Below are 22,581 nucleotides of genomic sequence, written 5' to 3'. Positions count from 1 at the left end.
GGATGCCGGTACACTTTCGCGCATGGCCAAATCCCGAACCGTATACGTGTGCGCCGATTGCGGCGGCACCACCCCCAAGTGGCAGGGCAAATGCCCGCACTGCAACGCCTGGAACACGCTCGAAGAGACGGTGGAGTCCTCGGCGTCCGCCGCGTCCGCCCACCGCTACGCGCCGCTGGCCTCGAGCAGCCCGGTGCGCAGCCTGTCCGAGATCGAGGCCCGCGAAACGCCGCGCCAGCCCACCGGGCTGGATGAATTCGACCGCGTGCTGGGCGGCGGCCTGGTGGCCGGCGCCGTCGTGCTGATCGGCGGCGACCCGGGGATAGGCAAGTCGACGCTGCTGTTGCAGGCGCTGGCGTCCCTGTCCGCGACCACCAGCGTGCTGTACGTCACCGGCGAGGAATCCGCCGAGCAGGTGGCGCTGCGCGCGCGGCGCCTGGGCCTGCAGACCGGCAACGTCAACCTGCTGGCCGAAATACGGCTGGAAGCCATCCAGGCCGCCGTGTCCGAGCAGAAACCCACCGTGGCGGTCATCGACTCCATCCAGACGCTGTACAGCGGCGAACTGAGCGCGGCGCCGGGTTCGGTGTCGCAGGTGCGCGAATGCGCGGCGCAGCTTACGCGCCTGGCCAAGCAGACGGGCATCGCCATCGTCATGATCGGCCACGTCACCAAGGACGGCGCGCTGGCCGGGCCGCGCGTGCTCGAACACATCGTGGACACCGTGCTGTATTTCGAGGGCGACACGCATTCGTCGTTCCGCCTGGTGCGCGCCTTCAAGAACCGCTTCGGCGCGGTCAACGAACTGGGCGTCTTCGCCATGACGGACCGCGGGCTGCGCGGCGTGGCCAATCCGTCGGCCCTGTTCCTGTCGCAGCACGAGCAGCAGGTGGCCGGCTCCTGCGTGATGGCCACGCAGGAGGGCACCCGGCCGCTGCTGGTGGAAATCCAGGCGCTGGTGGACTCCTCGCACGCGCCCAACCCGCGCCGGCTGACCGTCGGCCTGGAAGGCAACCGGCTGGCGATGCTGCTGGCCGTGCTGCACCGGCACGCGGGCGTGTCCACGTTCGACCAGGACGTTTTCGTCAACGCGGTGGGCGGCGTGCGCATCACGGAGCCGGCGGCCGACCTGCCGGTGCTGCTGGCCATCATGTCCTCGCTGCGCGACAAGCCGCTGCCGCGCGGCCTGATCGCCTTCGGCGAAGTCGGCCTGGCCGGTGAAATCCGGCCCGCGCCGCGCGGGCAGGAACGCCTGCGCGAAGCGGCCAAACTGGGCTTCTCGGTCGCCCTGATCCCGAAGGCCAACGCGCCGCGCCAGCCCATCGAGGGCCTGGAGATCTGGGCCGTGGACCGGCTGGACGCCGCGCTGGACAAATTGCGCTGACGCGGCGGCCCGGCAGGGCCCGCGGCGACGCTTCGAACATCCGTATTCTGATTGCCCGCCCGGACCGGACGGGCCTGCTGGAGCAAGACTTGAGTCTGTTAGTCATCGCCGCCTGCCTGGCGGCCGGAGGCCTGATCGGTTTCATGGGCGGCGCGCTGGGCATCGGCGGCGGCCTGATCGCGATTCCCGCGCTGGTGCTGCTGATGGGCATGTCGCAGCAACTGGCGCAGGGCACCGCGCTCATCATGGTGCTGCCCACCATCATGATGGCGGTGCGCAAGTACAACCAGCAGGTGCGCATCGACAAGCGCGTGGCGCTGGCGGGCGCGGCCGGCGCCGTGGTGTTCACCTGGGTGGGCGCGCGGCTGGCGCTGGGCATCGATTCCAGCGTCCTGCGCCGTAGCTTCGCGGTGTTCCTGTTCTTCATCGCGCTCTTCTACGTGTGGCAGACCTGGCGCGCGTCGCGTCCCGCCGCCGCGCGCAAGCCGGCGGCCAGGCGCGAAGCGCCGGTCTTCACGCCGCGCCGGGCCAGCGTGCTGGGCATCCTGTGCGGCACGCTGGGCGGCTTCTTCGGAGTGGGCGGAGCGGTGCTGGCCGTGCCCATCATCACCACCGTGTTCCGCCTGTCGCAGACCGCCGCGCAGGCACTGGCCCTGAGCATGGTGATACCCGGCTCCATGATCGCGCTGATCACCTATAGCTGGGCGGGCCAGGCCGACTGGCTGGTGGGCGCGCCGCTGGCGGCCGGCAGCCTGCTCTTCGTGCCGGTGGGCGTCAAGCTTGCGTACCGGCTTCCTGAACGCAAGCTGAGAGCCTGCTTCGCGCTCATGCTCTTCGCGACCGTCGCGCTGCTGGCATTCGAGCGCTGATGCTTGCGAAGTCATTTCGAACCCATGTCGAACCGTTAGCGGCCGAAAATTTCTGGTTCCGCGCTGAACCTTCTGAAGGGGCCGTGCTCCAACCGGATACGGGTCAAGCGGCGATGTCGCCGCCCCGTGTCGGAGAAAGGCCCACGCCTTTATACATTCAGGAGTTCATGAAATGACGACTCACTCCCGTATTGCTGCGTTCCTGTCCACCTCGGCCCTGTGCCTCGGTCTTGCCGCCGCGCCTAGCGCGTTCGCGGCCGGCGCCGATGCCTCGGGCAAGACGGGCGATACCAAGACCCACGCGCAGCACAAGCATCACAAGTCCGACAAAACCTCCGCCAAGCACGAGGCGGGGAAGTCGGGCGGGGCCGCGAAGATGGATAAGTCCGGCGCCGCGACGCCGGCCAAGTAATCGCGGCGGGCCGCGAGGCCCGGGTTCCTTTGCGCAAAACGACTGCCGGTTCCCGCGGGGGCCGGAAAGTCGAAAGCCTCTCGGTATGGGCGCCGAGAGGCTTTTTCATGGGCTTTCGGTTCGGGCGGCCAGGCGGTGCAGGGCCGCCCGGGGGCGGCGCGCCTACTCCGCCGGCGTGATCACGCGGCCAGTGTCGAAGTACGCCTGCAGGTTGTCCAGCATCAGGTTCTCCATGCTCAGGCGCGTCTCCAGCGTGGCGCTGCCGATGTGCGGCAGGACCACGGCATTGTCGCTCGTAACCAGGGCTTCGGGCACCTTGGGCTCGTGCTCGAACACGTCGAGCGCGGCGCAGCCAAGCTTGCCGGCCTGCAGCGCGGCGACCAGCGCGGCTTCGTCGATCACGGGGCCGCGCGCGATGTTGACGATGATGCCGGTGGGACCGAGCGCCTCGAGCACTTCCTGGTTGACCAGGTGGCGCGTGCCGGGGCCGCCGACCGTCGCCACGATGAGGAAGTCCGCCCATTTGGCCAGATCCGTGAGCGAGGCCTCATAGCCGTACTGCACGTCGTCGCGCTTGCGGCGGTTGTGGTAGCGGATGTCCATGTCGAAGCCCGCGCCGCGGCGCGCGATGGCGTCGCCGATGCGGCCCAGGCCCACGATGCCCAGTTTCTTGCCGCTGACGCGCAGGCCCAGCGGGATGCTGCCGTGCACCTGGCCCTTGCCCCACAGGCCCGCGCGCACGAAGCGTTCGCCCTGGCCCATGCGGCGGGCGCCGGCGATCAGCAGTCCCCAGGCCAGGTCCGCCACGCAGTCGGTCAGCACGTCGGGCGTGTTGCTGACCTGCACGCCGCGCTGCTTGGCGGCCTGGATGTCGATGGTTTCGTAGCCCACGCCCCAACTGCAGATGGCTTTCAGGTCGGGCAGGGCGTTGATGAGTTCGGCGTCGGCGCCGTAGTTGGCGGAGGTGACGACCGCGGCGATGCCCTTGCCGTGCTCGGCCAGCGCGGCCTTGCGGTCCGGGTACTTCCACAGCTCGACGACGTCGTAGCGGTCGGCGAGGTTCTTGTTGGCGGAGGGGGAACCGGCCAGCGAGCCGACCTGGATGATGCGATGCTTGGTGGTCATGTTGTCGTACACGTGGGTGGCAAAATACCGATGCTACTTGATCCGGTCGCGAAGCAGGCCGGGAATGCCCTCGGGAGGCATCCCGGCGCGCGGCTTCCGGGCTTACTCCAACTGGATGCCGGCCTGCTTGATGACGTCCTTCCAGCGCTTGACCTCGGCCTGCTGGAAGGCGCTGAACTGCTGCGGCGTGTTCGCCACGACCTCGAAGCCCAGCCCTTGCAGCGTCTTCTCCGTCTGGGGCTCGCGCAGGGCGGCCTGCAGCGCCTTGGACAACTGCTGGACCACGGGCGCCGGGGTGCCCTTGGGCACGGCGAAGCCTTGCCAGGAATACACCACCATGTCCTCGATGCCGGCTTCCGCCAGGGTCGGCACGCCGGGCAGGTCGGCCGCGCGCGCTTCGCCGGTGATCGCCAGCGCCTTGAGCTTGCCCGCCTTGATGTGGGTCTGGACCGCGCCCAGGTTCTGGAACGACACGTTGACCTGCCCGCCGATCAGGTCGGCGATCGCCGCGCCGCCGCCGCGGTAGGGCACGTCCACCCCCGTGCTCTGCGTGCGCTGCCGGAACAGCACCGCCGACAGGTGGTCGGAAGAGCCCGTGCCGGAAGATGCGTACGACACCTTGCCCGGATTTTTCCTGGCGTAGTCCACCAGTTCGGCGACGGTGGCGGCGGGGAAGTTGGGCGCGGCCACGAGCACATTGGGATTGCGCACCGCCTGCGTCAGGTATTCGAAGTCCTTGCTGGGGTTGTAGGACAGGGTCTTGTACAGGGCTTCGTTGATGGCGAAGGTGCCGATCGAGCCCACCATCATGGTGTAGCCGTCCGGCGTGGCGCGCGCCAGCGCCTGCGCGCCGATCGCGCTGTTCGCGCCGGGCTTGTTCTCGACCACGAAGGTCTGGCCCAGCAGCTTCGTGAGCGCGGGCGTGACCGACCGCGCGGTGATGTCGGATGAACCGCCAGGGACGAAGGGAACGATCATCGTGACGGGCTTGTCGGGATAGCCGGCCGCGTGCGCGGCCGGCCCGCCGGGCAGGGCGGCGCCCGCCGCCGCGACGGCCGCCGCGGCGACGGCGCTCAGTAGTCTGTTCATGGTGTCTCCAGGTTCGCGCGATGATGTGATGGGCCCGCCACCCACGCGTTGCGGACGGGCCCGGATCGGCGCTTGGTCAATCGACCTTGGCGCCCGATTTCTTCACGACCTCAGCCCACTTGGCGGTTTCCCGCGCCATGAACTGCTTGAATTCACCTGGGGTATTGCCGGACGGCGTGGCGCCCTGCGCCTGCAACTGCGCGCGCACGGCCGGGAGCCGCAGCGCGGCCGCCACGTCGCGCTGGACCTTGTCGACCACCGCCGGCGGCGTGCCCGCGGGCGCCAGCAGGCCGAACCAACTGGACGCGTCGTAGCCCGCCACGCCGGCCTCCGCCATGGTGGGCACGTCGGGCAGGGCGGGGGAGCGCTGGGCGCCCGTGACGGCCAGCGGGCGCAGCTTGCCGCTTTTGAGAAAGCCCATGGAGGAGGGCAGGTTGTCGAAGATCAGGTCGGCGGAGCCCGCCATCACGTCGGTCAGCGCGGGGCTGCTGCCCTTGTAGGGCACGTGCGTCATGCGCGTGCCCGTCATGTTCTGGAACAGCTCGCCGGACAGGTGCGTGGACGTGCCGTTGCCGGTGGACGCCATGTTGACGCTGTCCGGATTGGCCTTCAGGTAGCCGATCAGGTCGGCGACATTGCGGATGCCGTGCCGGTCGGCGAACTGGGGATTCAGTTCCAGGATGTTCGGCACGGGGATGACGAGCGTCACCGGCACGAAGTCCTTGACCGGATCGTAAGGCAGCTTGGCGTAGACCGACTGGTTGATCGCGTGCGTGCTGACCGTGCCCATCAGCAGGGTGTAGCCGTCCGGCGCGGCGCGCGCCGCCTCGGCCGTGCCGACGTTGCCGCCGGCGCCTGCCTTGTTGTCGACCACGACGGGCTTGTTCCAGGCCTTGCCCAGTTCCGCGGCGACGACGCGCGCCGCGATGTCGGTCGTGCCGCCCGCGGGGAAGGGCACGATGATCCGGACCTCGCGTTCCGGGTAATCGGCCTGGGCCGGCGCGGCCGGCAGGACGGCGGCGGCCAGGGCGGCGGCAAACAGGGCGGCCGCGGCGGACCGGCCTCGCACAGGGGCTGCATGCATGGAATTCGTCTCCTCGGTGTGCGCGTGGCCGCGCATCGTTGATGGGTATTCCGCCCCTGGCATCGCCCGAGGCCCACAAGCCGCGGAACCTCCGCGGCGCTTTGCGTTCGTGCTGCCGGTACTTGTAAAACAAATATATGTATTGAGCTTATGCTTGTCAACCAAGTATACTTTTTGAACCCCAGCCATCCGACCCCCGGGTCAGCCAGGAGCCGCCCATGAAAACTTCCCCGGTCACCGCGCAGGATCTGCAGCGTTCGGTCATCGCGGTGCCGCCGCTGGCGCGCCGCGACGACCTGTCCCTGAACGCGGAGGCCAACAAGGCCCTGCTCGGCCACCTGGAAGCCGGCGGCGTGCGCAACGTGATGTATGGCGGCAACGCCAATTTCTATAACGTGGCCGTGAGCGAATACGCGCGCATCGTCGACATGCTGGCCGGGATGGCGGGCGAGGACACCTGGATCCTGCCCTCGGTGGGGCCCGACTACGGCAAGATGATGGACCAGGCGGCGATCCTGCGTTCGCGCGCGTTTCCCACGGCCATGCTGCTGCCCATGTCCTTCCCCTACACCGACGCGGGGCTGGCCGAGGGCGTGCGCCGGTTCACGGACGCGCTGGGCAAGCCCGCGGTGGTCTATCTGAAATCGGCCGATTACCTGGCGCCGGCCACGGCGGCGCGCCTGATCGAGGAAGGCCGCATCGTGGCGTTCAAGTATGCGGTCGTGCGCGACGACCCGTCGCGCGACGCGTATCTGTCGTCCCTGCTGCAGGCCGTGGATGCGCGCTGGATCGTCAGCGGCATCGGCGAACGTCCGGCCATCGTCCACTACCGCGGCTTCGGCCTGAAGAGTTTCACGTCCGGCTCCGTCTGCGTGGCGCCGCGCGGGTCGATGCGCCTGCTGCATCTGCTGCGCGACGGCCGCTACGAAGAGGCCGAGGCGGTGCGGGAAAAATACCTGCCGCTGGAGGATTGCCGCGACGGCATCAGCCCGATCCGCGTGCTGCACGACGCGGTGACCCTGTCGGGCGTGGCGGACATGGGGCCGATGCTGCCGCTGCTGACGGGCTTGTCCAGCGCCGAGCGCGAACGCGTGGCGCCGGCCGCGCGCGCGCTGGCCGCGTGGGACCGGGAAGCCGCGGCGGCGTGAGCATGCGCCGCGCGGCGGACCCGGGCATGCGCATTGACGGTACGATGGGCGCTGTTCCGCCTCTGTGAACAGGCCCCAGTATCGAGGAGGTTCCGTGGCCCGACCCAAAGCATCGCCCCCGCCCGCGCCCCAGGCGCCTGCCGAACCGGACGCGCATGGCGCGCTGGTGCTCGAACGCGGGCACCGGGTGCGGCTGGCGGACCAGCTCTACGGGCAGATCTTCGAGCAGATCGTGTCCGGCGGACTGAACGTCGGCGACAAGCTGCCCTCCGAAAACGAAATATCCGAACGGTTCGGCGTGTCGCGCCCGGTCGTGCGCGAAGCGCTGCTGCGCCTGCGCGCCGACGGCCTGATCACCGCGCACCAGGGGCTGGGCACTTTCGTCAGCCATCAGCCCGCGCCGCGCCTGAAGACCTTCAACGACGTGCAGAACGTCAGCGCCTACCTGCGGGCGCAGGAGGTCCGCGTGGCGCTGGAGGGCGACGCCGCGCGCCTGGCGGCGCTGCGCCGCACGGACGAGCAGCTCAGGAAGATCGAGGACGCGCACGCCGCCTTCGCCGACAGCCTGGCGCGCGGCCAGGTATCCGCCGAGGCGGACCTGGCGTTCCACGCCAGCATCGCCGAAGCCAGCGGCAACGATTTCTACCTGGGCGTGCTGGAGAGCATCCACGAATCCATCAGCGGCTTCATGCGGCTGACCCTGAACCTCACCCGCACCGGTTCGCGCCAGCGCGCGCAGCGGGTGGTGGACGAGCACGCCGCGATCCTGGACGCCATCCGCGAGCAGGACAGCGAGCGCGCCCGCGTCGCGATGCAATTCCACCTGGGCCAGGCCCGCCACCGGCTGGTGGACCGGAACCGCGACTGATCCCGCGCGCCGCGGCCCGCGAACCACGACAGGAGACAACAGAGTGCGAGGCAATGGAGCGACAGCGACGGACGTGCCGGTGGAGCAGGTCCGCGAGCAGATCCTGCAGGTGCTGATGGCATGGGGCATGGCGCAGGACCTGGCGCACGTCACCGCCGGCCTGATGGCGCGGACCGACCTGCTGGGCATCGATTCGCACGGCATTTCGATGCTGCCGGCCTACGAGGAAAAATGGCGCGCCGGATCCCTGCGGCTGGAGGCGCGCGCGCGGATCGTGCGCGACGGCGGCGCCAGCGCGCTGATCGACGGCATGGGCGGGCTGGGCTATCCGGTCGCCGCGCAGGCCATGCACCTGGCCGTCGACAAGGCGCTGGAGTACGGCGTGGGCGCGGTGTCGGTGTGCAATTCGCATCACTTCGGCGCGGCCGGCATTTATGCGCGCATCGCCGTCGAACGGGGCGCGGTGGGGCTGGTGGCCAGCAGCGCCAACGGCGTGATCATGGTGCCCACGCGGGGCGCCATGCCCATGCTGGGCACCAATCCCATCGCCTTCGGCGCGCCGGCGGCCTATAACGAGCCCTTCCTGCTGGACATGGCGACCACCACCGTCGCGGCCAACAAGGTCAAGGTGTACGACTTCCTGGACAAGCCGCTGCCGCCGGGCTGGGCGGTGGACGGCCAGGGCGGCGCGGTGACCGACGCGGCCGCCGCCATGCAATTCATCTTCGAGCACCCCGAAGGCGGACTGACGCCCTTGGGCGGCACCGGCGCCATGAGCAGCCACAAGGGCTACGGCCTGGCGATGATGGCGCAGATCCTGGGCGGCACGCTGAGCGGCAGCGCGTTCGCGGCGCGGCGCGCGCCGACCCGCCGGCCGGGCGAGCCCGACGACGTGGGGCATTTCTTCCTGGCGCTCAACCCCGACGCCTTCCGCGCGGCGGGGTCGTTCGAGTCCGACATGGACGACATGATCGACGCCATGCACGACACGCCGCCCGCGAATCCCGGCGAGCCGGTGCTGGTGGCGGGCGAGCCCGAGGCCGCCGAGCGCGCGCGCCGGCTGCGCCAGGGCATTCCCATTCCGGCCGCGCTGGCGCAGCGCCTGCGCGGCATTTGCGAACGCGCGGGCACGCCCTATCTGCTGGGCGGCGCCTGATTTCCAATAACCCCTCGCCCGAGAGCAGAGGCATCGAGACATGAGCCATTCAGACAAGCGCAAGAAACCCGAGGAACTGCGCAGCCACCGCTGGTACGGCGTCAAGGACCTGCGGTCCTTCGGCCACCGTTCGCGCACCGCGCAGATGGGCTATCACCGCTCGGACTACGCCGGCAAGCCCGTCATCGCCATCATCAACACCTGGAGCGACATCAACCCCTGCCACAGCCATTTCAAGCAGCGCGTGGAAGAGGTCAAGCGCGGCATCTGGCAGGCGGGCGGCTTCCCGGTGGAAATGCCGGCCATGAGCCTGTCGGAACCATTCCAGAAGCCCACGACCATGCTCTACCGCAATCTGCTGGCGATGGAAACGGAAGAATTGCTGCGCTCCTATCCGGCGGACGGCTGTGTGCTGATGGGCGGCTGCGACAAGACCACGCCGGCGCTCATCATGGGCGCGGTGTCGATGGACCTGCCGACGATCTTCGTGCCGGCCGGCCCCATGCTGCGCGGCAACTGGAACGGCAACACCCTGGGCTCGGGCTCGGACACCTGGAAGTACTGGGCGGAACTGCGCGCCGGCAATATCACCGAGGAAGACTGGCAGGGCGTGGAGGACGGCATCGCGCGTTCGCCCGGGCACTGCATGACCATGGGCACCGCGTCCACCATGACGGGCGCGGTCGAGGCGCTGGGCCTGTGCCTGTCGGGCGCGTCGTCCATCCCGGCGCCGGATTCGCGGCATGCGCAGATGGCCAGCCTGACGGGCAAGCGCATCGTGGAGATGGTGTGGGAAGACCTGAAGCCGTCCGACCTGCTGACCGCCGCGTCCTACGACAACGCCGTGCGCACGGTGCTGGCCCTGTCGGGGTCGACCAATTCCGTGGTGCACCTGATCGCCATGGCCCGCCGCAGCGGCTTCAACCTGGACCTGGACCGGTTCGACCACCTGGCGCGCACGACGCCGGTGCTGGCCAACCTGCGGCCGGCGGGCAAGTACCTGATGGAAGACTTCTATTACGCGGGCGGCTTGCGCGCGATGCTGGTGCAGTTGGGCGATCTGCTCGACACCGCGCAGCGCACGGTCGACGGCCGCACGCTCGGCGAGAACATCGCCGGCGCGCGCATCTTCAACGAAGACGTGATCCGGCCGCGCTCGCAGGCGCTGATCGAGCGCGACGGCCTGGCGGTGCTGCGGGGCAACCTGGCGCCGGACGGCGCGGTGATCAAGCCGCCCGCGATGGAAGCGCACCTGCAGGTGCACACCGGCCGCGCCGTGGTCTTCAAGGACTACAACGACATGGCGGCGCGCATCGACGATCCGGACCTGGACGTGGACGCCGACAGCGTCATCGTGCTGCAGAACGCCGGGCCGCAGGGCGCGCCCGGCATGCCGGAATGGGGGCAGTTGCCGATCCCGCAGAAACTGCTGAAGCAGGGCGTGCGCGACATGGTGCGGATCTCGGACGCGCGCATGAGCGGCACCAGCTACGGCGCCTGTGTGCTGCACGTGGCGCCCGAGGCCTATGTCGGCGGCCCGCTGGCGCTGGTGCGGGACGGCGACCGCATCGCATTGGACGTGCCCGCCCGGCGGCTGGAACTGCTGGTGCCCGAGGCCGAGCTGGCCGCGCGCCGCGCCGCATGGCAGGCGCCCCCGCCGCGCTTCGAGCGCGGCTACGGCGTGCTCTACCTGAAGCACATCGGCCAGGCCGACATCGGCTGCGATTTCGATTTCCTCCAAAGCGAAACGCGCGCCGCGGCCGCAGGCGAACCCGAAATCCATTGATGCCCCCAGTGTCTGACACCCTCAACATTCAAGATGCCCCAGTGTCTGACACCCGTACGAGAACCCCCTACAAGTCCAAAACACGCTTCCCGGGTGTCTGACACCCTCAGCATCCAAGATGCCCCCAGTGTCTGACACCCGTACGAGAAACCCCCACAAGTCCAAAACACGCTTCCCGGGTGTCTGACACCCCCATCCAAGAAGAACCCACAAAGAGGAGACAACCATGCATCAAAACCCATCCAAGGCGCGCAGACGCCTGATCGCACTGGCCGCCGCAACGGCAGGCGCGCTGGCCCTTCTGCCCGCCGCCTCGATGGCGCAGGCCGACGCCTGGCCGGCCAGGCAGTTGAAGCTGGTCGTGCCCTTCCCGGCGGGCGGCAGCACAGACTCCGTGGGCCGCCTGCTGGCGGCCGAGCTGTCCAAGGAACTGGGCCAGACCGTGGTCGTCGAGAACAAGGGCGGCGCCAACGGCAACATCGGTTCCGACGTGGTGGCCAAGGCGGAACCCGACGGCTATACGCTGCTGCTGTCGGGGGTCGGCTCCAATGCCATCAGCTACGCGGTCTACCAGAACATGCCGTACCGCAACAGCGATTTCGCGCACGTCTCGCTCCTGGCCACGGGCCCCAACGTGCTGGTGGCCAACAACGACTTCCCGGGCAAGACCTTCGCGGACTTCATCAAACTGGTCCGCGAGAATCCGGGCAAGTACACGCACGCGAGTTCGGGCAGCGGCTCCTCCGGCCATCTGGCCATGGAAATGCTGGAGCAGGACGCCAAGATCGACCTGGTGCACGTGCCCTACAAGGGCGGCGCGGCGGCCATCACCGACATGATCGGCGGCCGCGTGTCAGTGATGTTCCTGAACCAGGACACGCTGCTGCCGCAAGTCACCTCGGGCAAGCTGCGCGCCCTGGCCGTGGCGAGCGCCAAGCGCAATCCCGCCTATCCCGATACGCCCACCGTGGCGGAATCGGGTTATCCAGGCTTCTCGGCCGAGTCGTGGTTCGGCCTGTCCGCGCCCGCCAAGACCCCGCCCGCCGTGATCCAGAAGCTGAACCAGGCGACGGTGAAGGCCTTGTCCTCGCCTGAAATTCGGCAGAAGCTGGAGAGCGTGGGCTTCGTGGTGGTGGCGGACGACCCGAAATCGTTCTCGGCCTTTGTGGACAACGAGATCGCCAAGTGGGGCAAGGCGGCCAAGGCGTCCGGCGCGAAACTGGATTGATCCCGCGGGGCGCCTCCCCGGCTGTCGGATGGCCGGGGCAGGCGCTCCCAACGAATGGCAACTTATTTTTCCTGATACGAAGGCAGCAATGAATTCACCCTTACCCAACCGTTTCCGGCAACGCATCCTGGCGCGCGAACGGCTCATCGGTTTCTGGATGTGCATGTCCAGCCATATCACCGCCGAACTCGTGGGGCTGGCGGACTTCGACTGGCTGCTCCTGGACGGCGAGCATTCGCCCAACGAGGTGCCGATGTTCCTGCAGCAGTTGCAGGCCCTGCAGGGCAGCGCCAGCGCCGCCGTGGGGCGGCCGTCCTGGAACGATCCGGTGGAGATCAAGCGGCTGCTGGATATCGGTTTCTACAACCTGTTGATTCCGTTCATCGAGTCCGAGGACGACGCGCGCCGGGCCGTGGCCGCCACGCGCTATCCGCCGCAGGGCATGCGCGGCGTGGCGGGCGCCCAGCGCAGCAACCGTTATGGCACGGTGCCGGATTACCTGCACACCATCAACGACAACATCTGCGTGCTGCTGCAGATCGAAAGCCGCCCGGGGATAGACGCGGTGGACGAGATTGCGTCGGTGGAAGGGGTGGACGGCGTATTCATCGGGCCGTCCGACCTGGCCGCGGCGCTCGGGCATATCGGCAATCCCGGCCACCCCGAAGTCCAGGAGGCCATCCGCCACCTGTACCAGCGGGTGTCGGCCCAGGGCAAGGCCGTGGGCATCCTGGCGCCGGTGCACGCGGATGCGCGGCGCTACCTGGACATGGGCATGCACTTCGTGGCGGTAGGGACCGACCTCGGCGTGTTCAAGCAGGCGACCTTCGCCTTGCGCGAGGCCTTTCCCACCTGAGCGCTCACAGCCACGTGTCTACTCCAAGTGTCTGACACCCGTACGAGAAGCTCTTGCGAACACTAGTTCCTCTTCCCGGGTGTCTGACACCGGCAGTATCTGACAGTCTTTCAAAGCAGGCCGGTGTCTGACACCCGGGAAGACTGCCTTGATCTCTCAGGCCGTTTCGTACGGGTGTCAGACACCTGGAGGGGTTACTCTTCCAGCGCCAGCAATTCCCCTATCGTCTGCCGCCTGCGGATCAGCCGCGCCTCGCCTTCATCCAGCAGCACTTCCGGCGCCAGCGGCCGGCTGTTGTAGTTCGAGGACATGGACGATCCGTACGCGCCCGCGTCGTGGAACACCAGGAAATCGCCGATGCGCGGACGCGGCAGCAACTGGTCGGACACGACGCCGCCGGCGTCCTGGGTGAACACGTCGCCCGATTCGCACAGGGGGCCGGCCACCGCGATGCGCGTTTCCGGCGAGCCCTGCGGCTGGCCGCCGTCCGGCGCGTGCACCGAAATGCGGTGATAGCTGCCGTACATGGCCGGGCGCATCAGGTCGTTGAATCCCGCGTCCACCAGCGCGAAGTCGCGCTCCGGGCGGCGGTTGATCGAATGCACCTCGGCCACCAGGGCGCCGGCCTCGGCGACCAGGAAGCGGCCCGGCTCGATTTCCAGGCGGACGTCGTGGCCCAGGCGCTCGGCGATGCGCTGGCGCGCCGCGTCCCACTGTGCGAAATAATGATCGCAGTCGATGCGCGAATCGCCGTCGCGGTAGGGGATCGACAGGCCGCCTCCCGCGGAAATGGCCTCGATGTCGTGGTCCAGCGACGCCACGACGTCGACCATGGCGTTGCACACGCTGGACAGGTGGCCGTAGTCGACGCCCGAGCCGATGTGCATGTGGATGCCGACCAGCTTCAGGCCGTGGCGGCGCACGATGGACATGGCCTGGGCGAGGTCGCCGATCCAGATACCGTGCTTGCTCTGCGGGCCGCCGGTGTTGGTCTTGTTGCTGTGGCCGTGGCCGAAGCCGGGGTTGATGCGCAGCCATACGCGATGGCCGGGCGAAGCCTGGCCGACGCGGGCCAGCATGTCCAGCGAACCGGCGTTCACGGTGATGCCGTGCTTGAGCACGGCGGCCAAGGTGGCGTGGTCGATCAGGTCCGCGGTGAAGACGATGCCTTCCGGCTCGCCCCGCGGCTGGAAACCGGCCGCCAGGCTGCGTTCGATCTCGCCCAGGGACACGGCGTCCACCACGGCGCCTTCCGCGCGCATCAGGCGCAGGATGTGCAGGTTCGAGCAGGCTTTCTGCGCATAGCGGATGGTGTCGAAGCGGCGCAGTTGCGCGATGCGTTCGCGGATGACGGCGGCGTCGTAGACCCATAGCGGCGTGCCGTGTTCGGCGGCGAGTCGGGTGAGTTGGCGCGGATCGAATGCCATGGCTGGCGAAACCTCAGGGGAGTGAAACCAGGCGGCATGATGCCCGGCTTCGGTCATCCAGTAAAATGCTTATGTTTCCTTGATCAATTCAATATTGATATGGAGAAGCCATTGTCGAAATTCATTGGGCCTGGAATCCAATCGCGTTGCATGTAACGCCAACACAGCGTAAAATTACATGAAACGCGACCAGGAGGCTAATCATGGAGGCATCAATCATCAACGCCCGAGTGCAAAAGCACAGGGATGCACTACGCAAGGCGGGGTTGCGCCCGGTGCAAATCTGGGTGCCTGACACCCGGCGACCGGGGTTTGCCGAGGAATGCCGCCGCCAAAGCCTTGCGGTAGCCGAGTCGGACAAGGCCGACGAGCAATTGGAACGCCTGATGGATGAGACCGCTGCCGACGTCGATGGCTGGACGGAATGATGGCGTATGAGAGTATGCGCGGGGCGCTCGTTACCGTTGCAATGCAGGGTGATTTCGGCAAACCCAGGCCAGCGCTTGTGATCCAGGCCGACCAGTTCAGCGTACACCCCAGCGTAACGGTACTGCCAGTGACAAGCATGCTTGTCACCGCTCCCTTGCTGCGGGTCACCATCGAGCCGACGCCAGAAAACGGTCTGCAAAAGCCGTCGCAAGTTATGGTTGATAAAGTGCTGACGGTCAAGCGCGAAAAGCTCGGCCCACCCATCGGCCGTATCGACATGGCCGTGATGGTTCAGGTTGAACGCTGCCTTGCCGTTTTCCTGGGCATCGCCAAATAGGAGCCGCCCTGAATCCGAGCGAACACCGCGCCAGCGTTGTCGCTGTGTTCAATCTGGGCGACACAAATTCCAAACTCAATGGAATTCGACAGCCATGCTGACGCACCGGCATATCGAGGTCTTCCGGGCGGTGATGATCGCCGGCAGCGTGACCAAGGCGGCCGAGCTGCTGGGCTCGTCCCAGCCGACGGTAAGCCGCGAACTCGCGCGCCTGGAGCAGGGCATCGGCTTTGCGCTGTTCGACCGGGTGGGAGGGCGCCTGCGGCCCACCATGCCGGGCCTGGCGCTGTTCGACGAGGTCCGCCAGTCCTATGCCGGCCTGGAGCGCGTGGCGTCGGCCGCCGCGCGCCTGCGGGCGTTCAAGGGCGGGCAGTTGTCGGTGATCGCCTTGCCCGCGTTTTCCCATTCGATCCTGCCCGAGGCCTTCCGGCGGTTCCACGAGCGGCATGGCGGCGTGAGCCTGGCCGTGGAAACGCAGGAGTCGCCCGTCCTGGAGGAATGGCTGACGGCCCAGCGGTACGACCTGGGCCTGACCGAGCACGACGCGGCGCCGGCGGGCACGCGGGTGGAGCTGTTGTTGGAGGTGGACGAGGTCTGCGCGCTGCCCGATGGACACGCGCTCTTGGCGCGCCCGCGGATCGAGCTGGCGGACTTCGAGGGACATGCCTTCGTCAGCCTGTCTTCCAGCGACCCCTACCGGATCCAGATCGACGAGGCCTTTGCCGAAGCGGGCGTGCTGCGGCGGTCCATCGTCGAGACGCCCACCGCCGTGTCGGTCTGCACCTTCGTGCGCCAGGGGCTGGGCCTGGCCATCGTAAACCCGCTGACCGCCCTGGATTTCGTCGGGCGCGGGATGCACATCCGCCCCTTGGCGCGTTCGTTCCCGTTCCGGGTCAGCGTCGTGTTCCCGGAGCATCGCCCGGGCAATCCGCTGGTCGGCGCGTTCATGGCGTCGCTGCGCGAGGCGGCGGCGGCCGTCGAGAGCCGGCTGGCGGCCAACCTGAATTAGTGTGTTTTTTTTGCTTGGCGCCAGAAACAAAAAAGGATGCCCGCGGGCATCCTTTTCTATTTGCCGTATTCGTGACGCCCCGGCAGGCCGGGGCGGCAGAATGGCTTAGGCCAGCGCCTTGATGGCGGCAGCCAGGCGGCTCTTGTGGCGAGCGGCCTTGTTCTTGTGGATGATGTTCTTGTCGGCCACGCGATCGATCACGCTCGAGGCCTTCTGGAACACTTCGCCTGCCGCAGCCTTGTCGCCAGCGGCGATGGATTGGCGAACGCGCTTGATGGCGGTGCGCAGCATCGAGCGCAGGCTGGAATTGTGCTTGTTGCGCTCAACGGATTGGCGAGCGCGCTTGCGGGCTTGGGCGGTATTGGCCATGTTGCTATATAAGTTGAATTCGGCAAAGTCGAACATTGTAGCAAGTCCCTACGGGATTGCAAGCTTTTAATGTCAAGTCTACCGATGGAGCGCCCGTCAACCGGGCGGGGGGCGCTGGGAGGAATGTCCCTGGGTTGGAGGACCCTTGCGGACGATTTCCGGAAAAGCCCGGAGAAAATCCGGCCTGGAGGAAAACCCGCGGCGCCTACTGGATAAAAACACCGTGCCAAGTATACAACGAAGCCGGCCCGGCGGCACGGACGCGCGCGCGGGCGTTGTCAGGTGGCGACGTTGATCGAGACGAACCAGGGCGTGAAGCGGCGGACGTGGATCGGCATCATGTCCTTGAGCGTGTCCAGTGCGGCGTCGGTGTCGTCCAGCGGGAAGTGGCCGGAGACGGGCAGGCCGCCGGCCGCCATGGACACGCGCAGGGTGCCGCTGCGGTAGGGGCGCAGGGCGGCGATCACCTCGGCCAGCGGACGGCCGCGGGCCTCGACCCAGCCGGCTTCCCAGGCGGCTTCGGCCATAAGCTCCGCGCGCGGGGTGTCCATGCGGGAGGCGTCGAAACGGGCGCCCGTGCCGGCGCGGACGGTGCCGTGCGCCCCGGACATGGTTTCGACCTCGACCTCGTGTTCATGCACCACCACCACCGTGCGCTGGGCCTGCTGCCGCACCATGTAGCGCGTGCCCAGGGCGCGGACCGTGCCTTCGGCCGTCTGGACGAGGAAGGGGCGGCGCGCGTCGGGCGCCACGGATACCGTGACCGCGCCATCCAGCAGGCGGACCTGCCGGTAGGCGGGGGTGAAATCCAGGTTGACGCGGCTGCGGGCGTCCAGCAGCAACTGGCTGCCGTCGGACAGCACGTAGCGGCGGCGTTCGCCCGTGGCCGTCGCGGCGTCCGCGGCGACGTTGTTCAAGGGGTAGAAGGCATTGCCTATATAGGCGGCGCAGGCGCCGGTGCCGGCGAGCGCCAGCGCGCCGGCCAGGAAACGGCGGCGTGGCGGCGCGATGGCCAGGGGCGGCGGTGCCAGCGGCGTCTGGGGGGCGGGGCCCGCGGCGGCGTACCCGGCGGGGTAGGCGTCGCCAAGCCGGCCGAACGTCGACCCCTCCAGCGAGCCCGTCAACTGTTGCCAGGCATTCTCGTGGGCAGGGTCTGCCGCTCGCCAAGCCAGGAAGTCGTTGTAGTCCTGCGCCGTCGCCTTGCCTGAGCGCAACAGCAGCAGCCAATTGATGACCTGGTCCGCCATGGGTTGTCCTTGGGCGTACTTCACTTCATGTCCCCGCATATGTTCCCGGGGGGGGTCCTTTCGATGGCAACTTGTAAATAATAAAGGTTTTTTACCAAAGATTACGGGGCGATTGTCAATTCTTGACGAACCTAGTGCAAAAAAGCCGGCACTAGGCCGGCTTTTGGGGGGAATCTAGGCAGAATTGCCGAATTTAACGCGTCGGGCGTCGCCCAAAGTCCCGAGGGCGAAAGCCAAACAGTAACAACATTCCGAAGTAGACCGCGCCGCTGGCGGCCAGCACGCCGGCCAGCCAGGCCACGCGCAGCCCGGCGTGCGCCTGCAAGGCGATCCAGTCGATCCGCCCGTCCGCGTACCAGAGCAGCGCCGCCAGCCCCGCCAGGGCGGGCAGCAGGCGCAGCGTGAACGCGGCCCACCCCGGACCGGGCTGGTAGAGGCCGCGGCGCAGCAGCCCGATCAGCAGCGCCAGCGCGTTCAGGCAGGCGCCCAGGCCGATGGCCAGCGCCAGGCCGGCATGCGCCATCAGGGGCACCAGCGCCAGGTTCAGCAACTGCGTCACGATCAGCACGCCGATGGCGATCTTCACGGGCGTGCGGATGTCCTGCTTGGCGTAGAAGCCGGGGGCCAGGATCTTGACGGCCAGCAGGCCGATCAGCCCCGCGGAGTAGGAGATGACCGCCAGGCGCGTCTGGGCGACGTCCTGGGCGGCGAAGGCGCCGTAATGGAAAAGGGTGGCGACCAGGCCGTCGGACAGCAGCGCCATGCCGATCGCGGCCGGCAGCCCCAGCAGCAGCACCAGGCGCAGGCCCCAGTCCAGCAGCGCGCTGTAGCCGCCGTGGTCGTCGCTCGCATGGGCCGCCGACAGGCTGGGCAGCAGCACGGTGCCCAGCGCGACGCCCAGCAAGGCCGTGGGGAATTCCATCAGGCGGTCGGCGAAGGACAGCCAGGTCACGCTGCCGGGGGTCAGCCAGGTGGCGATATTGGTATTGATCAGCAGGGAGAGCTGGGCCACGGACACGCCCAGCGTGGCGGGCGCCATCTGCTTCAGGATGCGCTGCACCGTCGGATCGCTCCAGGCTTCGCGGAACCGCGGCGAAAACCTGGGCGTCAGGCCCAGCCGCGCCAGGGCGGCCCATTGCACCGCCAACTGGGCCACGCCGCCGATCATCACGCCGATGGCCAGCGCGTAGATGGGCACGTCCATGCGCGGCGCCAGCCAGAGGCAGGCGGCGATCATGGAAAGATTGAGCAGCACCGGCGTGAAGGCGGGCACGGCGAAGCGGCGCCAGGTGTTCAGCACGCCCGAGGCGAAGGCGATCAGCGACATGCAGAAGATGTAGGGGAACATCATCCGCGTCATCCAGACGGCCGCGCCGAATTCGGTGTCGCGGTCCGCGCCGCGCAGGCCGCTCGCCATGGCCGACACCACCCAGGGCGCCGCGACGATGCCGGCCAGCGTGATCAGCATCAGCGCCATGGTCAACAGCAGAGCCACGCGGTCGAGCAGCGTGCGGACCTCTTCCGGGGAACGGTTGTTGCGCGCCGCGCCCAGGATGGGCACGAACGCCTGCGCGAAAGCGCCTTCGGCGAACAGCCGGCGCAGCAGGTTGGGAATGCGGAAAGCGACCCAGAACGCGTCAGTGATGGGGCCGGCGCCGAAGGCGCGGGCCACCAGGATGTCGCGGACCAGGCCGGAAATGCGGGACAGCAGCGTAAAGCTGCTGACCGTGGCCGCCGAACGGAACAGGCTCATGGGGAAGGCTATGTAATGAAAAAGGGGCCGACTGGCCCCGCAAGACAGGATCTTCGCCCGAAAGGCGCCGCGCCCGCAAGAATGTACGGTCTCCGGCGGCGCCTTGCCGAGTCTGCAAGACTAAGCGCGGAGACCGATGGTCGTTTTGACGACCGTCGTAAAAATAGCCGCGCCGCCGCCGGGCCGCCCCAAGGCGGCGCAGCCCCCTCGGGGGGCAGCAAGCACACGCAGTGTGCGCGGCGCGGGGGCCTCACTTCGGCGGCATGCGGATGGCGCCGTCCAGGCGGATCGTTTCGCCGTTCAGCATATCGTTCGTGATGATGCTGTGGACCAGCTTGGCGTAGTCTTCCGGGCGGCCGAGACGGGCGGGGAAGGGGATGCTGGCGGCCAGGGAATCCTGCACTTCCTGCGGCATGCCGAAGATCATGGGCGTGCCGAAGATGCCCGGGGCGATGGTCATGCAGCGGATGCCGGTCTTGGCCAGGTCGCGCGCGATCGGCAGGGTCATGCCGGCCACGCCCGCCTTGGACGCGGCGTAGGCCGCCTGGCCGATCTGGCCGTCGAAGGCGGCCACGGATGCGGTGTTGATCATCACGCCGCGCTCGCCGGTGGGCTCGGGCGAGTTCGCGCTCATGGCTTCGGCGGCCAGGCGCATCATGTTGAAGCTGCCGATCAGGTTGATCGACACGACCTTCTGGAACAGATCCAGCGGGTGCGCGCCGTTCTTGCCGACGATCTTGGCGGCGGGCGCCACGCCGGCGCAGTTCACCAGGCCGAAGAGCGCGCCCAGTTCCTTGGCCGCGGCCACGGCGTTCTTGCCGTCGGCTTCCTGCGTCACGTCGCAATGCACGTAGCGCTGGCCCAGTTCCTTGGCCAGGGCCTCGCCCGGCTCGTCCTGGACGTCGGCGATGACGACCTTGGCGCCGTTCTGCACCAGCATGCGCACGGTGCCCGCGCCCAGTCCGGAAGCGCCACCCGTAACGATGAATACCTTGTTCGCGATTTCCATGTGTCTACCACCAGATCAATTCAAGGGATGAAAGCGGCGCGGCAGGCGCCGAATGTGACAAGGCCTTCGGGCCGGGGCGGGAACGCGTCGCGTCCCGCCGGCGCCGAAGGCCTTCAAGCCATCGCGGCGCCCGTCAGTTCTTGACGGCCTCGAAGAGGCGCGACTTGATTTCGTCGACCGCGCCGACGCCGGAGATCTTGCGGTACTTCGGCGCGCCGGCGGAATCCTGCTGCGCCCAGGTCGAGTAGTAGTCGACCAGGGGGCGGGTCTGTTCGCGGTACACGGACAGGCGGTTGCGCACGGTTTCCTCGCGGTCGTCGTCGCGCTGGATGAGTTCCTCGCCGGTGACGTCGTCGCGGCCTGCCGTCTTGGGCGGGTTGAAGCGCACGTGGTAGCTGCGGCCGCTGGGCTGGTGCACGCGGCGCCCGCTCATGCGTTCGATGATGTCTTCTTCGGGCACTTCGATTTCCACCACGTAGTCCAGCTTGACGCCGGCGCTCTTGAGCGCGTCGGCCTGCGGGATGGTGCGGGGGAAGCCGTCGAACAGGTAGCCGTTGGCGCAGTCGGACTGCTTCAGGCGGTCCTGCACGAGGCCGATGATGATCTCGTCGGAGACCAGGCCGCCGGCGTCCATGACCTTTTTGGCTTCAATACCCAACGGCGTACCCGCCTTCACGGCCGCGCGCAGCATGTCGCCGGTGGAGATCTGGGGGATGCCGAAGTGCTGGGTGAGAAACGCGGCCTGGGTGCCTTTGCCGGCGCCGGGGGGTCCGAGCAAGATGAGACGCATGAGTGCTCCTGATGGGGTTTATTTTTTGTGATCCGGGGAATTATGCCGCAATGCAGCAGCCGGTGCGGCGCTGCGCTATAGGAAATAACCCTTATGTCTGATTGGCGTAGGCCAGCCGGACGCGTTCCAGGTCCGCCGGGGTATCTACGCCCGCCGCCGGAGGGTGGGACGCCCGATGGACGACGATGACGTGCCCGTGTTCCATGGCGCGCAGTTGCTCCAGCGACTCGAAACGCTCCAGCGCGCCTTGCGACAGGGTGGGGTAGCGGCGCAGGAACGACACGCGGTAGGCGTACAGCCCGATATGGTGCCAGGCGGGCAGGCCCTCGGCCAGCACGCGTTCGCCGGAGGCCAGCGCATCGCGGGCCCAGGGGATGGGGGCGCGCGAGAAATACAGGGCGCGGTCGTCCGCGGCGCAGACCAGTTTCACGACGTTGGGGTTGAATAGCGCTTCGGCGTCGGCCAGGGGGCAGGCGCAGGTGGCGATGTCCGCCTCCGGACAGGCCTGGAGCTTGGCGGCGACGGCGTCGATGAGGCCGGGCTCGATCAGCGGTTCGTCGCCCTGGACGTTCACCACGATGGCATCGTCGGGCAGGCCGAGCTGATCCACGGCTTCGGCCAGGCGGTCGGTGCCGGTGGGATGGTCGCCGCGGGTCATCAGCGCCTGCAGGCCATGGGCCTGCACGGCCTGCTGGACCCGCGCGTCGTCGGTGGCGACGTAGACGCGGGCAGCGCCGGACTGGGCGGCGCGCTCGGCCGTGCGCACCACCATGGGCTTGCCGGCGATGTCGGCCAGCGGCTTGTCGGGCAGCCGGGTCGAGGCGGTGCGCGCCGGAATCAGGGCGATGAAGCTCATGCGGTGGCGGTTCAACTGGCGGCGGGGGCGTCGTCGAGCGCGCGGGCTTCCGATTCCAGCATGACGGGGATGCCGTCGCGCACGGGGAAGGCCAGGCGGTCGGCGCGGCAGACCAGTTCGGCCTGCTGCCGGTCGTGTTCGAGGCGGCCCTTGCACAGGGGGCAGACGAGGATGTCGAGAAGGCGGGATTCCATGACCGGAATTCTAAAGCAGTTTGCCCCGGGCCGGACCGGCCTGGCGGGTGCCCGAAGCGGCGGCGGGACGCCTTTTGGCGTCGTTTTCGACCGATTTGTTAATTAATGTCATATTTTGAATTGAGTCCTGCGAATTGCGGGACGGATCGTCGCTAT

At 68.1% G+C, this 22,581-nt stretch carries 23 protein-coding genes; 12 read left to right on the top strand and 11 right to left on the bottom strand.

Annotated features, from left to right (window positions below):
* Window positions 1-22 precede the first annotated feature (22 nt).
* From radA to WHX56_RS23755, 3 genes are all read left to right on the top strand, one after another.
* The gene (radA, locus tag WHX56_RS23765) at window positions 23-1,384 is read left to right on the top strand and encodes a DNA repair protein RadA (RefSeq protein WP_129239372.1); all 1,362 of its coding nucleotides are present in this window, start codon (window positions 23-25) and stop codon (window positions 1,382-1,384) included.
* A gap of 89 nt (window positions 1,385-1,473) precedes the next feature.
* Window positions 1,474-2,253, top strand: coding sequence for a sulfite exporter TauE/SafE family protein (locus WHX56_RS23760; RefSeq protein WP_287755155.1), 780 nt, complete (start codon window positions 1,474-1,476; stop codon window positions 2,251-2,253).
* Window positions 2,254-2,425: 172 nt separating this feature from the next.
* The gene (locus WHX56_RS23755) at window positions 2,426-2,665 is read left to right on the top strand and encodes a hypothetical protein (protein ID WP_129239374.1); all 240 of its coding nucleotides are present in this window, start codon (window positions 2,426-2,428) and stop codon (window positions 2,663-2,665) included.
* Window positions 2,666-2,827: 162 nt separating this feature from the next.
* On the opposite strand, the gene WHX56_RS23750 is transcribed toward WHX56_RS23755, so the two are convergent.
* From WHX56_RS23750 to WHX56_RS23740, 3 genes are all read right to left on the bottom strand, one after another.
* The gene (locus WHX56_RS23750) at window positions 2,828-3,790 is read right to left on the bottom strand and encodes a 2-hydroxyacid dehydrogenase (protein ID WP_287755154.1); all 963 of its coding nucleotides are present in this window, start codon (window positions 3,788-3,790) and stop codon (window positions 2,828-2,830) included.
* Between the two features lie 102 nt (window positions 3,791-3,892).
* Window positions 3,893-4,879 (bottom strand): tripartite tricarboxylate transporter substrate binding protein, encoded by a 987-nt coding sequence (locus WHX56_RS23745; RefSeq protein ID WP_338879171.1) that lies wholly within the window; start codon window positions 4,877-4,879, stop codon window positions 3,893-3,895.
* 76 nt (window positions 4,880-4,955) lie between these two features.
* Window positions 4,956-5,963 carry a Bug family tripartite tricarboxylate transporter substrate binding protein gene (locus WHX56_RS23740; protein WP_129239377.1) on the bottom strand — a complete coding sequence of 336 codons (1,008 nt, stop codon included), beginning with the start codon at window positions 5,961-5,963 and terminating at the stop codon, window positions 4,956-4,958.
* 218 nt (window positions 5,964-6,181) lie between these two features.
* Between WHX56_RS23740 and WHX56_RS23735 the strand changes: the two genes are divergently transcribed.
* From WHX56_RS23735 to garL, 6 genes are all read left to right on the top strand, one after another.
* Window positions 6,182-7,111, top strand: coding sequence for a dihydrodipicolinate synthase family protein (locus WHX56_RS23735; protein ID WP_338879170.1), 930 nt, complete (start codon window positions 6,182-6,184; stop codon window positions 7,109-7,111).
* A 163-nt stretch (window positions 7,112-7,274) separates the two neighbouring features.
* A complete protein-coding gene (locus WHX56_RS23730) occupies window positions 7,275-7,979 on the top strand; it encodes a FadR/GntR family transcriptional regulator (RefSeq protein ID WP_165360076.1) in 705 nt (234 codons plus the stop codon).
* A 43-nt stretch (window positions 7,980-8,022) separates the two neighbouring features.
* Window positions 8,023-9,135, top strand: a complete 1,113-nt coding sequence (locus WHX56_RS23725; protein WP_338879169.1) for an Ldh family oxidoreductase — start codon at window positions 8,023-8,025, stop codon at window positions 9,133-9,135.
* A gap of 40 nt (window positions 9,136-9,175) precedes the next feature.
* Window positions 9,176-10,921 carry an L-arabinonate dehydratase gene (araD, locus tag WHX56_RS23720; protein ID WP_338879168.1) on the top strand — a complete coding sequence of 582 codons (1,746 nt, stop codon included), beginning with the start codon at window positions 9,176-9,178 and terminating at the stop codon, window positions 10,919-10,921.
* A gap of 226 nt (window positions 10,922-11,147) precedes the next feature.
* The gene (locus WHX56_RS23715) at window positions 11,148-12,149 is read left to right on the top strand and encodes a tripartite tricarboxylate transporter substrate binding protein (protein ID WP_338879167.1); all 1,002 of its coding nucleotides are present in this window, start codon (window positions 11,148-11,150) and stop codon (window positions 12,147-12,149) included.
* An 88-nt stretch (window positions 12,150-12,237) separates the two neighbouring features.
* Window positions 12,238-13,005 carry a 2-dehydro-3-deoxyglucarate aldolase gene (gene garL, locus WHX56_RS23710; RefSeq protein WP_129239383.1) on the top strand — a complete coding sequence of 256 codons (768 nt, stop codon included), beginning with the start codon at window positions 12,238-12,240 and terminating at the stop codon, window positions 13,003-13,005.
* Window positions 13,006-13,199: 194 nt separating this feature from the next.
* Here garL and lysA read toward each other — a convergent pair whose 3' ends face one another.
* Complete coding sequence (gene lysA / locus WHX56_RS23705) at window positions 13,200-14,432, bottom strand: diaminopimelate decarboxylase (protein WP_338879166.1); 1,233 nt, start codon at window positions 14,430-14,432, stop codon at window positions 13,200-13,202.
* A gap of 203 nt (window positions 14,433-14,635) precedes the next feature.
* Here lysA and WHX56_RS23700 point away from each other — a divergent pair, with 203 nt between their 5' ends.
* The 3 genes from WHX56_RS23700 to WHX56_RS23690 all read left to right on the top strand — a co-directional run bounded on the left by WHX56_RS23700 (window position 14,636) and on the right by WHX56_RS23690 (window position 16,207).
* Entirely contained in the window at window positions 14,636-14,860 is a 225-nt protein-coding gene (locus tag WHX56_RS23700) for an antitoxin MazE family protein (protein ID WP_338879165.1), read from the top strand.
* Complete coding sequence (locus WHX56_RS23695) at window positions 14,857-15,198, top strand: type II toxin-antitoxin system PemK/MazF family toxin (RefSeq protein WP_244234950.1); 342 nt, start codon at window positions 14,857-14,859, stop codon at window positions 15,196-15,198. Before WHX56_RS23700 ends, WHX56_RS23695 begins: the two co-directional genes overlap by 4 nt.
* Window positions 15,199-15,292: 94 nt before the next feature.
* On the top strand, window positions 15,293-16,207 hold the full coding sequence (locus WHX56_RS23690; RefSeq protein ID WP_338879164.1) for a LysR family transcriptional regulator: 915 nt from the start codon (window positions 15,293-15,295) through the stop codon (window positions 16,205-16,207).
* A gap of 105 nt (window positions 16,208-16,312) precedes the next feature.
* Here WHX56_RS23690 and rpsT read toward each other — a convergent pair whose 3' ends face one another.
* The 7 genes from rpsT to WHX56_RS23655 form a co-directional block, all read right to left on the bottom strand.
* Entirely contained in the window at window positions 16,313-16,576 is a 264-nt protein-coding gene (gene rpsT, locus WHX56_RS23685) for a 30S ribosomal protein S20 (protein WP_006396042.1), read from the bottom strand.
* A gap of 278 nt (window positions 16,577-16,854) precedes the next feature.
* Window positions 16,855-17,823: a FecR family protein gene (locus WHX56_RS23680; RefSeq protein WP_129239387.1), complete on the bottom strand. Its 969-nt coding sequence runs from the start codon at window positions 17,821-17,823 to the stop codon at window positions 16,855-16,857.
* Window positions 17,824-18,016: 193 nt separating this feature from the next.
* On the bottom strand, window positions 18,017-19,576 hold the full coding sequence (gene murJ, locus WHX56_RS23675; RefSeq protein ID WP_338879163.1) for a murein biosynthesis integral membrane protein MurJ: 1,560 nt from the start codon (window positions 19,574-19,576) through the stop codon (window positions 18,017-18,019).
* 250 nt (window positions 19,577-19,826) lie between these two features.
* Window positions 19,827-20,585: a 3-hydroxyacyl-CoA dehydrogenase gene (locus WHX56_RS23670; protein WP_129239389.1), complete on the bottom strand. Its 759-nt coding sequence runs from the start codon at window positions 20,583-20,585 to the stop codon at window positions 19,827-19,829.
* Between the two features lie 133 nt (window positions 20,586-20,718).
* Window positions 20,719-21,375, bottom strand: coding sequence for an adenylate kinase (adk, locus tag WHX56_RS23665; protein WP_338879162.1), 657 nt, complete (start codon window positions 21,373-21,375; stop codon window positions 20,719-20,721).
* A 91-nt stretch (window positions 21,376-21,466) separates the two neighbouring features.
* On the bottom strand, window positions 21,467-22,231 hold the full coding sequence (gene kdsB / locus WHX56_RS23660; protein ID WP_338879161.1) for a 3-deoxy-manno-octulosonate cytidylyltransferase: 765 nt from the start codon (window positions 22,229-22,231) through the stop codon (window positions 21,467-21,469).
* 11 nt (window positions 22,232-22,242) lie between these two features.
* Complete coding sequence (locus WHX56_RS23655) at window positions 22,243-22,425, bottom strand: Trm112 family protein (protein ID WP_129239392.1); 183 nt, start codon at window positions 22,423-22,425, stop codon at window positions 22,243-22,245.
* Between the last annotated feature and the right edge of the window lie 156 nt (window positions 22,426-22,581).

The organism is Achromobacter veterisilvae (assembly GCF_037619525.1).
Lineage (GTDB): Bacteria > Pseudomonadota > Gammaproteobacteria > Burkholderiales > Burkholderiaceae_B > Achromobacter > Achromobacter veterisilvae.
Note: the sequence above shows the minus strand (reverse complement) of the source record. Positions and strands in the feature narration are given on the sequence as shown.

Coding starts and splice junctions, on each gene's coding strand:
- WHX56_RS23755 (WP_129239374.1), top strand. CDS start 2,426: ATGACGACTCACTCCCGTATTGCTGCGTTCCTGTCCACCTCGGCCCTG.
- WHX56_RS23690 (WP_338879164.1), top strand. CDS start 15,293: ATGCTGACGCACCGGCATATCGAGGTCTTCCGGGCGGTGATGATCGCC.
- WHX56_RS23750 (WP_287755154.1), bottom strand. CDS start 3,790: ATGACCACCAAGCATCGCATCATCCAGGTCGGCTCGCTGGCCGGTTCC.
- murJ (WP_338879163.1), bottom strand. CDS start 19,576: ATGAGCCTGTTCCGTTCGGCGGCCACGGTCAGCAGCTTTACGCTGCTG.
- araD (WP_338879168.1), top strand. CDS start 9,176: ATGAGCCATTCAGACAAGCGCAAGAAACCCGAGGAACTGCGCAGCCAC.
- WHX56_RS23655 (WP_129239392.1), bottom strand. CDS start 22,425: ATGGAATCCCGCCTTCTCGACATCCTCGTCTGCCCCCTGTGCAAGGGC.
- WHX56_RS23695 (WP_244234950.1), top strand. CDS start 14,857: ATGATGGCGTATGAGAGTATGCGCGGGGCGCTCGTTACCGTTGCAATG.
- WHX56_RS23740 (WP_129239377.1), bottom strand. CDS start 5,963: ATGCATGCAGCCCCTGTGCGAGGCCGGTCCGCCGCGGCCGCCCTGTTT.
- adk (WP_338879162.1), bottom strand. CDS start 21,375: ATGCGTCTCATCTTGCTCGGACCCCCCGGCGCCGGCAAAGGCACCCAG.
- WHX56_RS23735 (WP_338879170.1), top strand. CDS start 6,182: ATGAAAACTTCCCCGGTCACCGCGCAGGATCTGCAGCGTTCGGTCATC.
- garL (WP_129239383.1), top strand. CDS start 12,238: ATGAATTCACCCTTACCCAACCGTTTCCGGCAACGCATCCTGGCGCGC.
- rpsT (WP_006396042.1), bottom strand. CDS start 16,576: ATGGCCAATACCGCCCAAGCCCGCAAGCGCGCTCGCCAATCCGTTGAG.
- WHX56_RS23700 (WP_338879165.1), top strand. CDS start 14,636: ATGGAGGCATCAATCATCAACGCCCGAGTGCAAAAGCACAGGGATGCA.
- kdsB (WP_338879161.1), bottom strand. CDS start 22,231: ATGAGCTTCATCGCCCTGATTCCGGCGCGCACCGCCTCGACCCGGCTG.
- WHX56_RS23715 (WP_338879167.1), top strand. CDS start 11,148: ATGCATCAAAACCCATCCAAGGCGCGCAGACGCCTGATCGCACTGGCC.
- WHX56_RS23680 (WP_129239387.1), bottom strand. CDS start 17,823: ATGGCGGACCAGGTCATCAATTGGCTGCTGCTGTTGCGCTCAGGCAAG.
- lysA (WP_338879166.1), bottom strand. CDS start 14,432: ATGGCATTCGATCCGCGCCAACTCACCCGACTCGCCGCCGAACACGGC.
- WHX56_RS23745 (WP_338879171.1), bottom strand. CDS start 4,879: ATGAACAGACTACTGAGCGCCGTCGCCGCGGCGGCCGTCGCGGCGGCG.
- WHX56_RS23670 (WP_129239389.1), bottom strand. CDS start 20,585: ATGGAAATCGCGAACAAGGTATTCATCGTTACGGGTGGCGCTTCCGGA.
- radA (WP_129239372.1), top strand. CDS start 23: ATGGCCAAATCCCGAACCGTATACGTGTGCGCCGATTGCGGCGGCACC.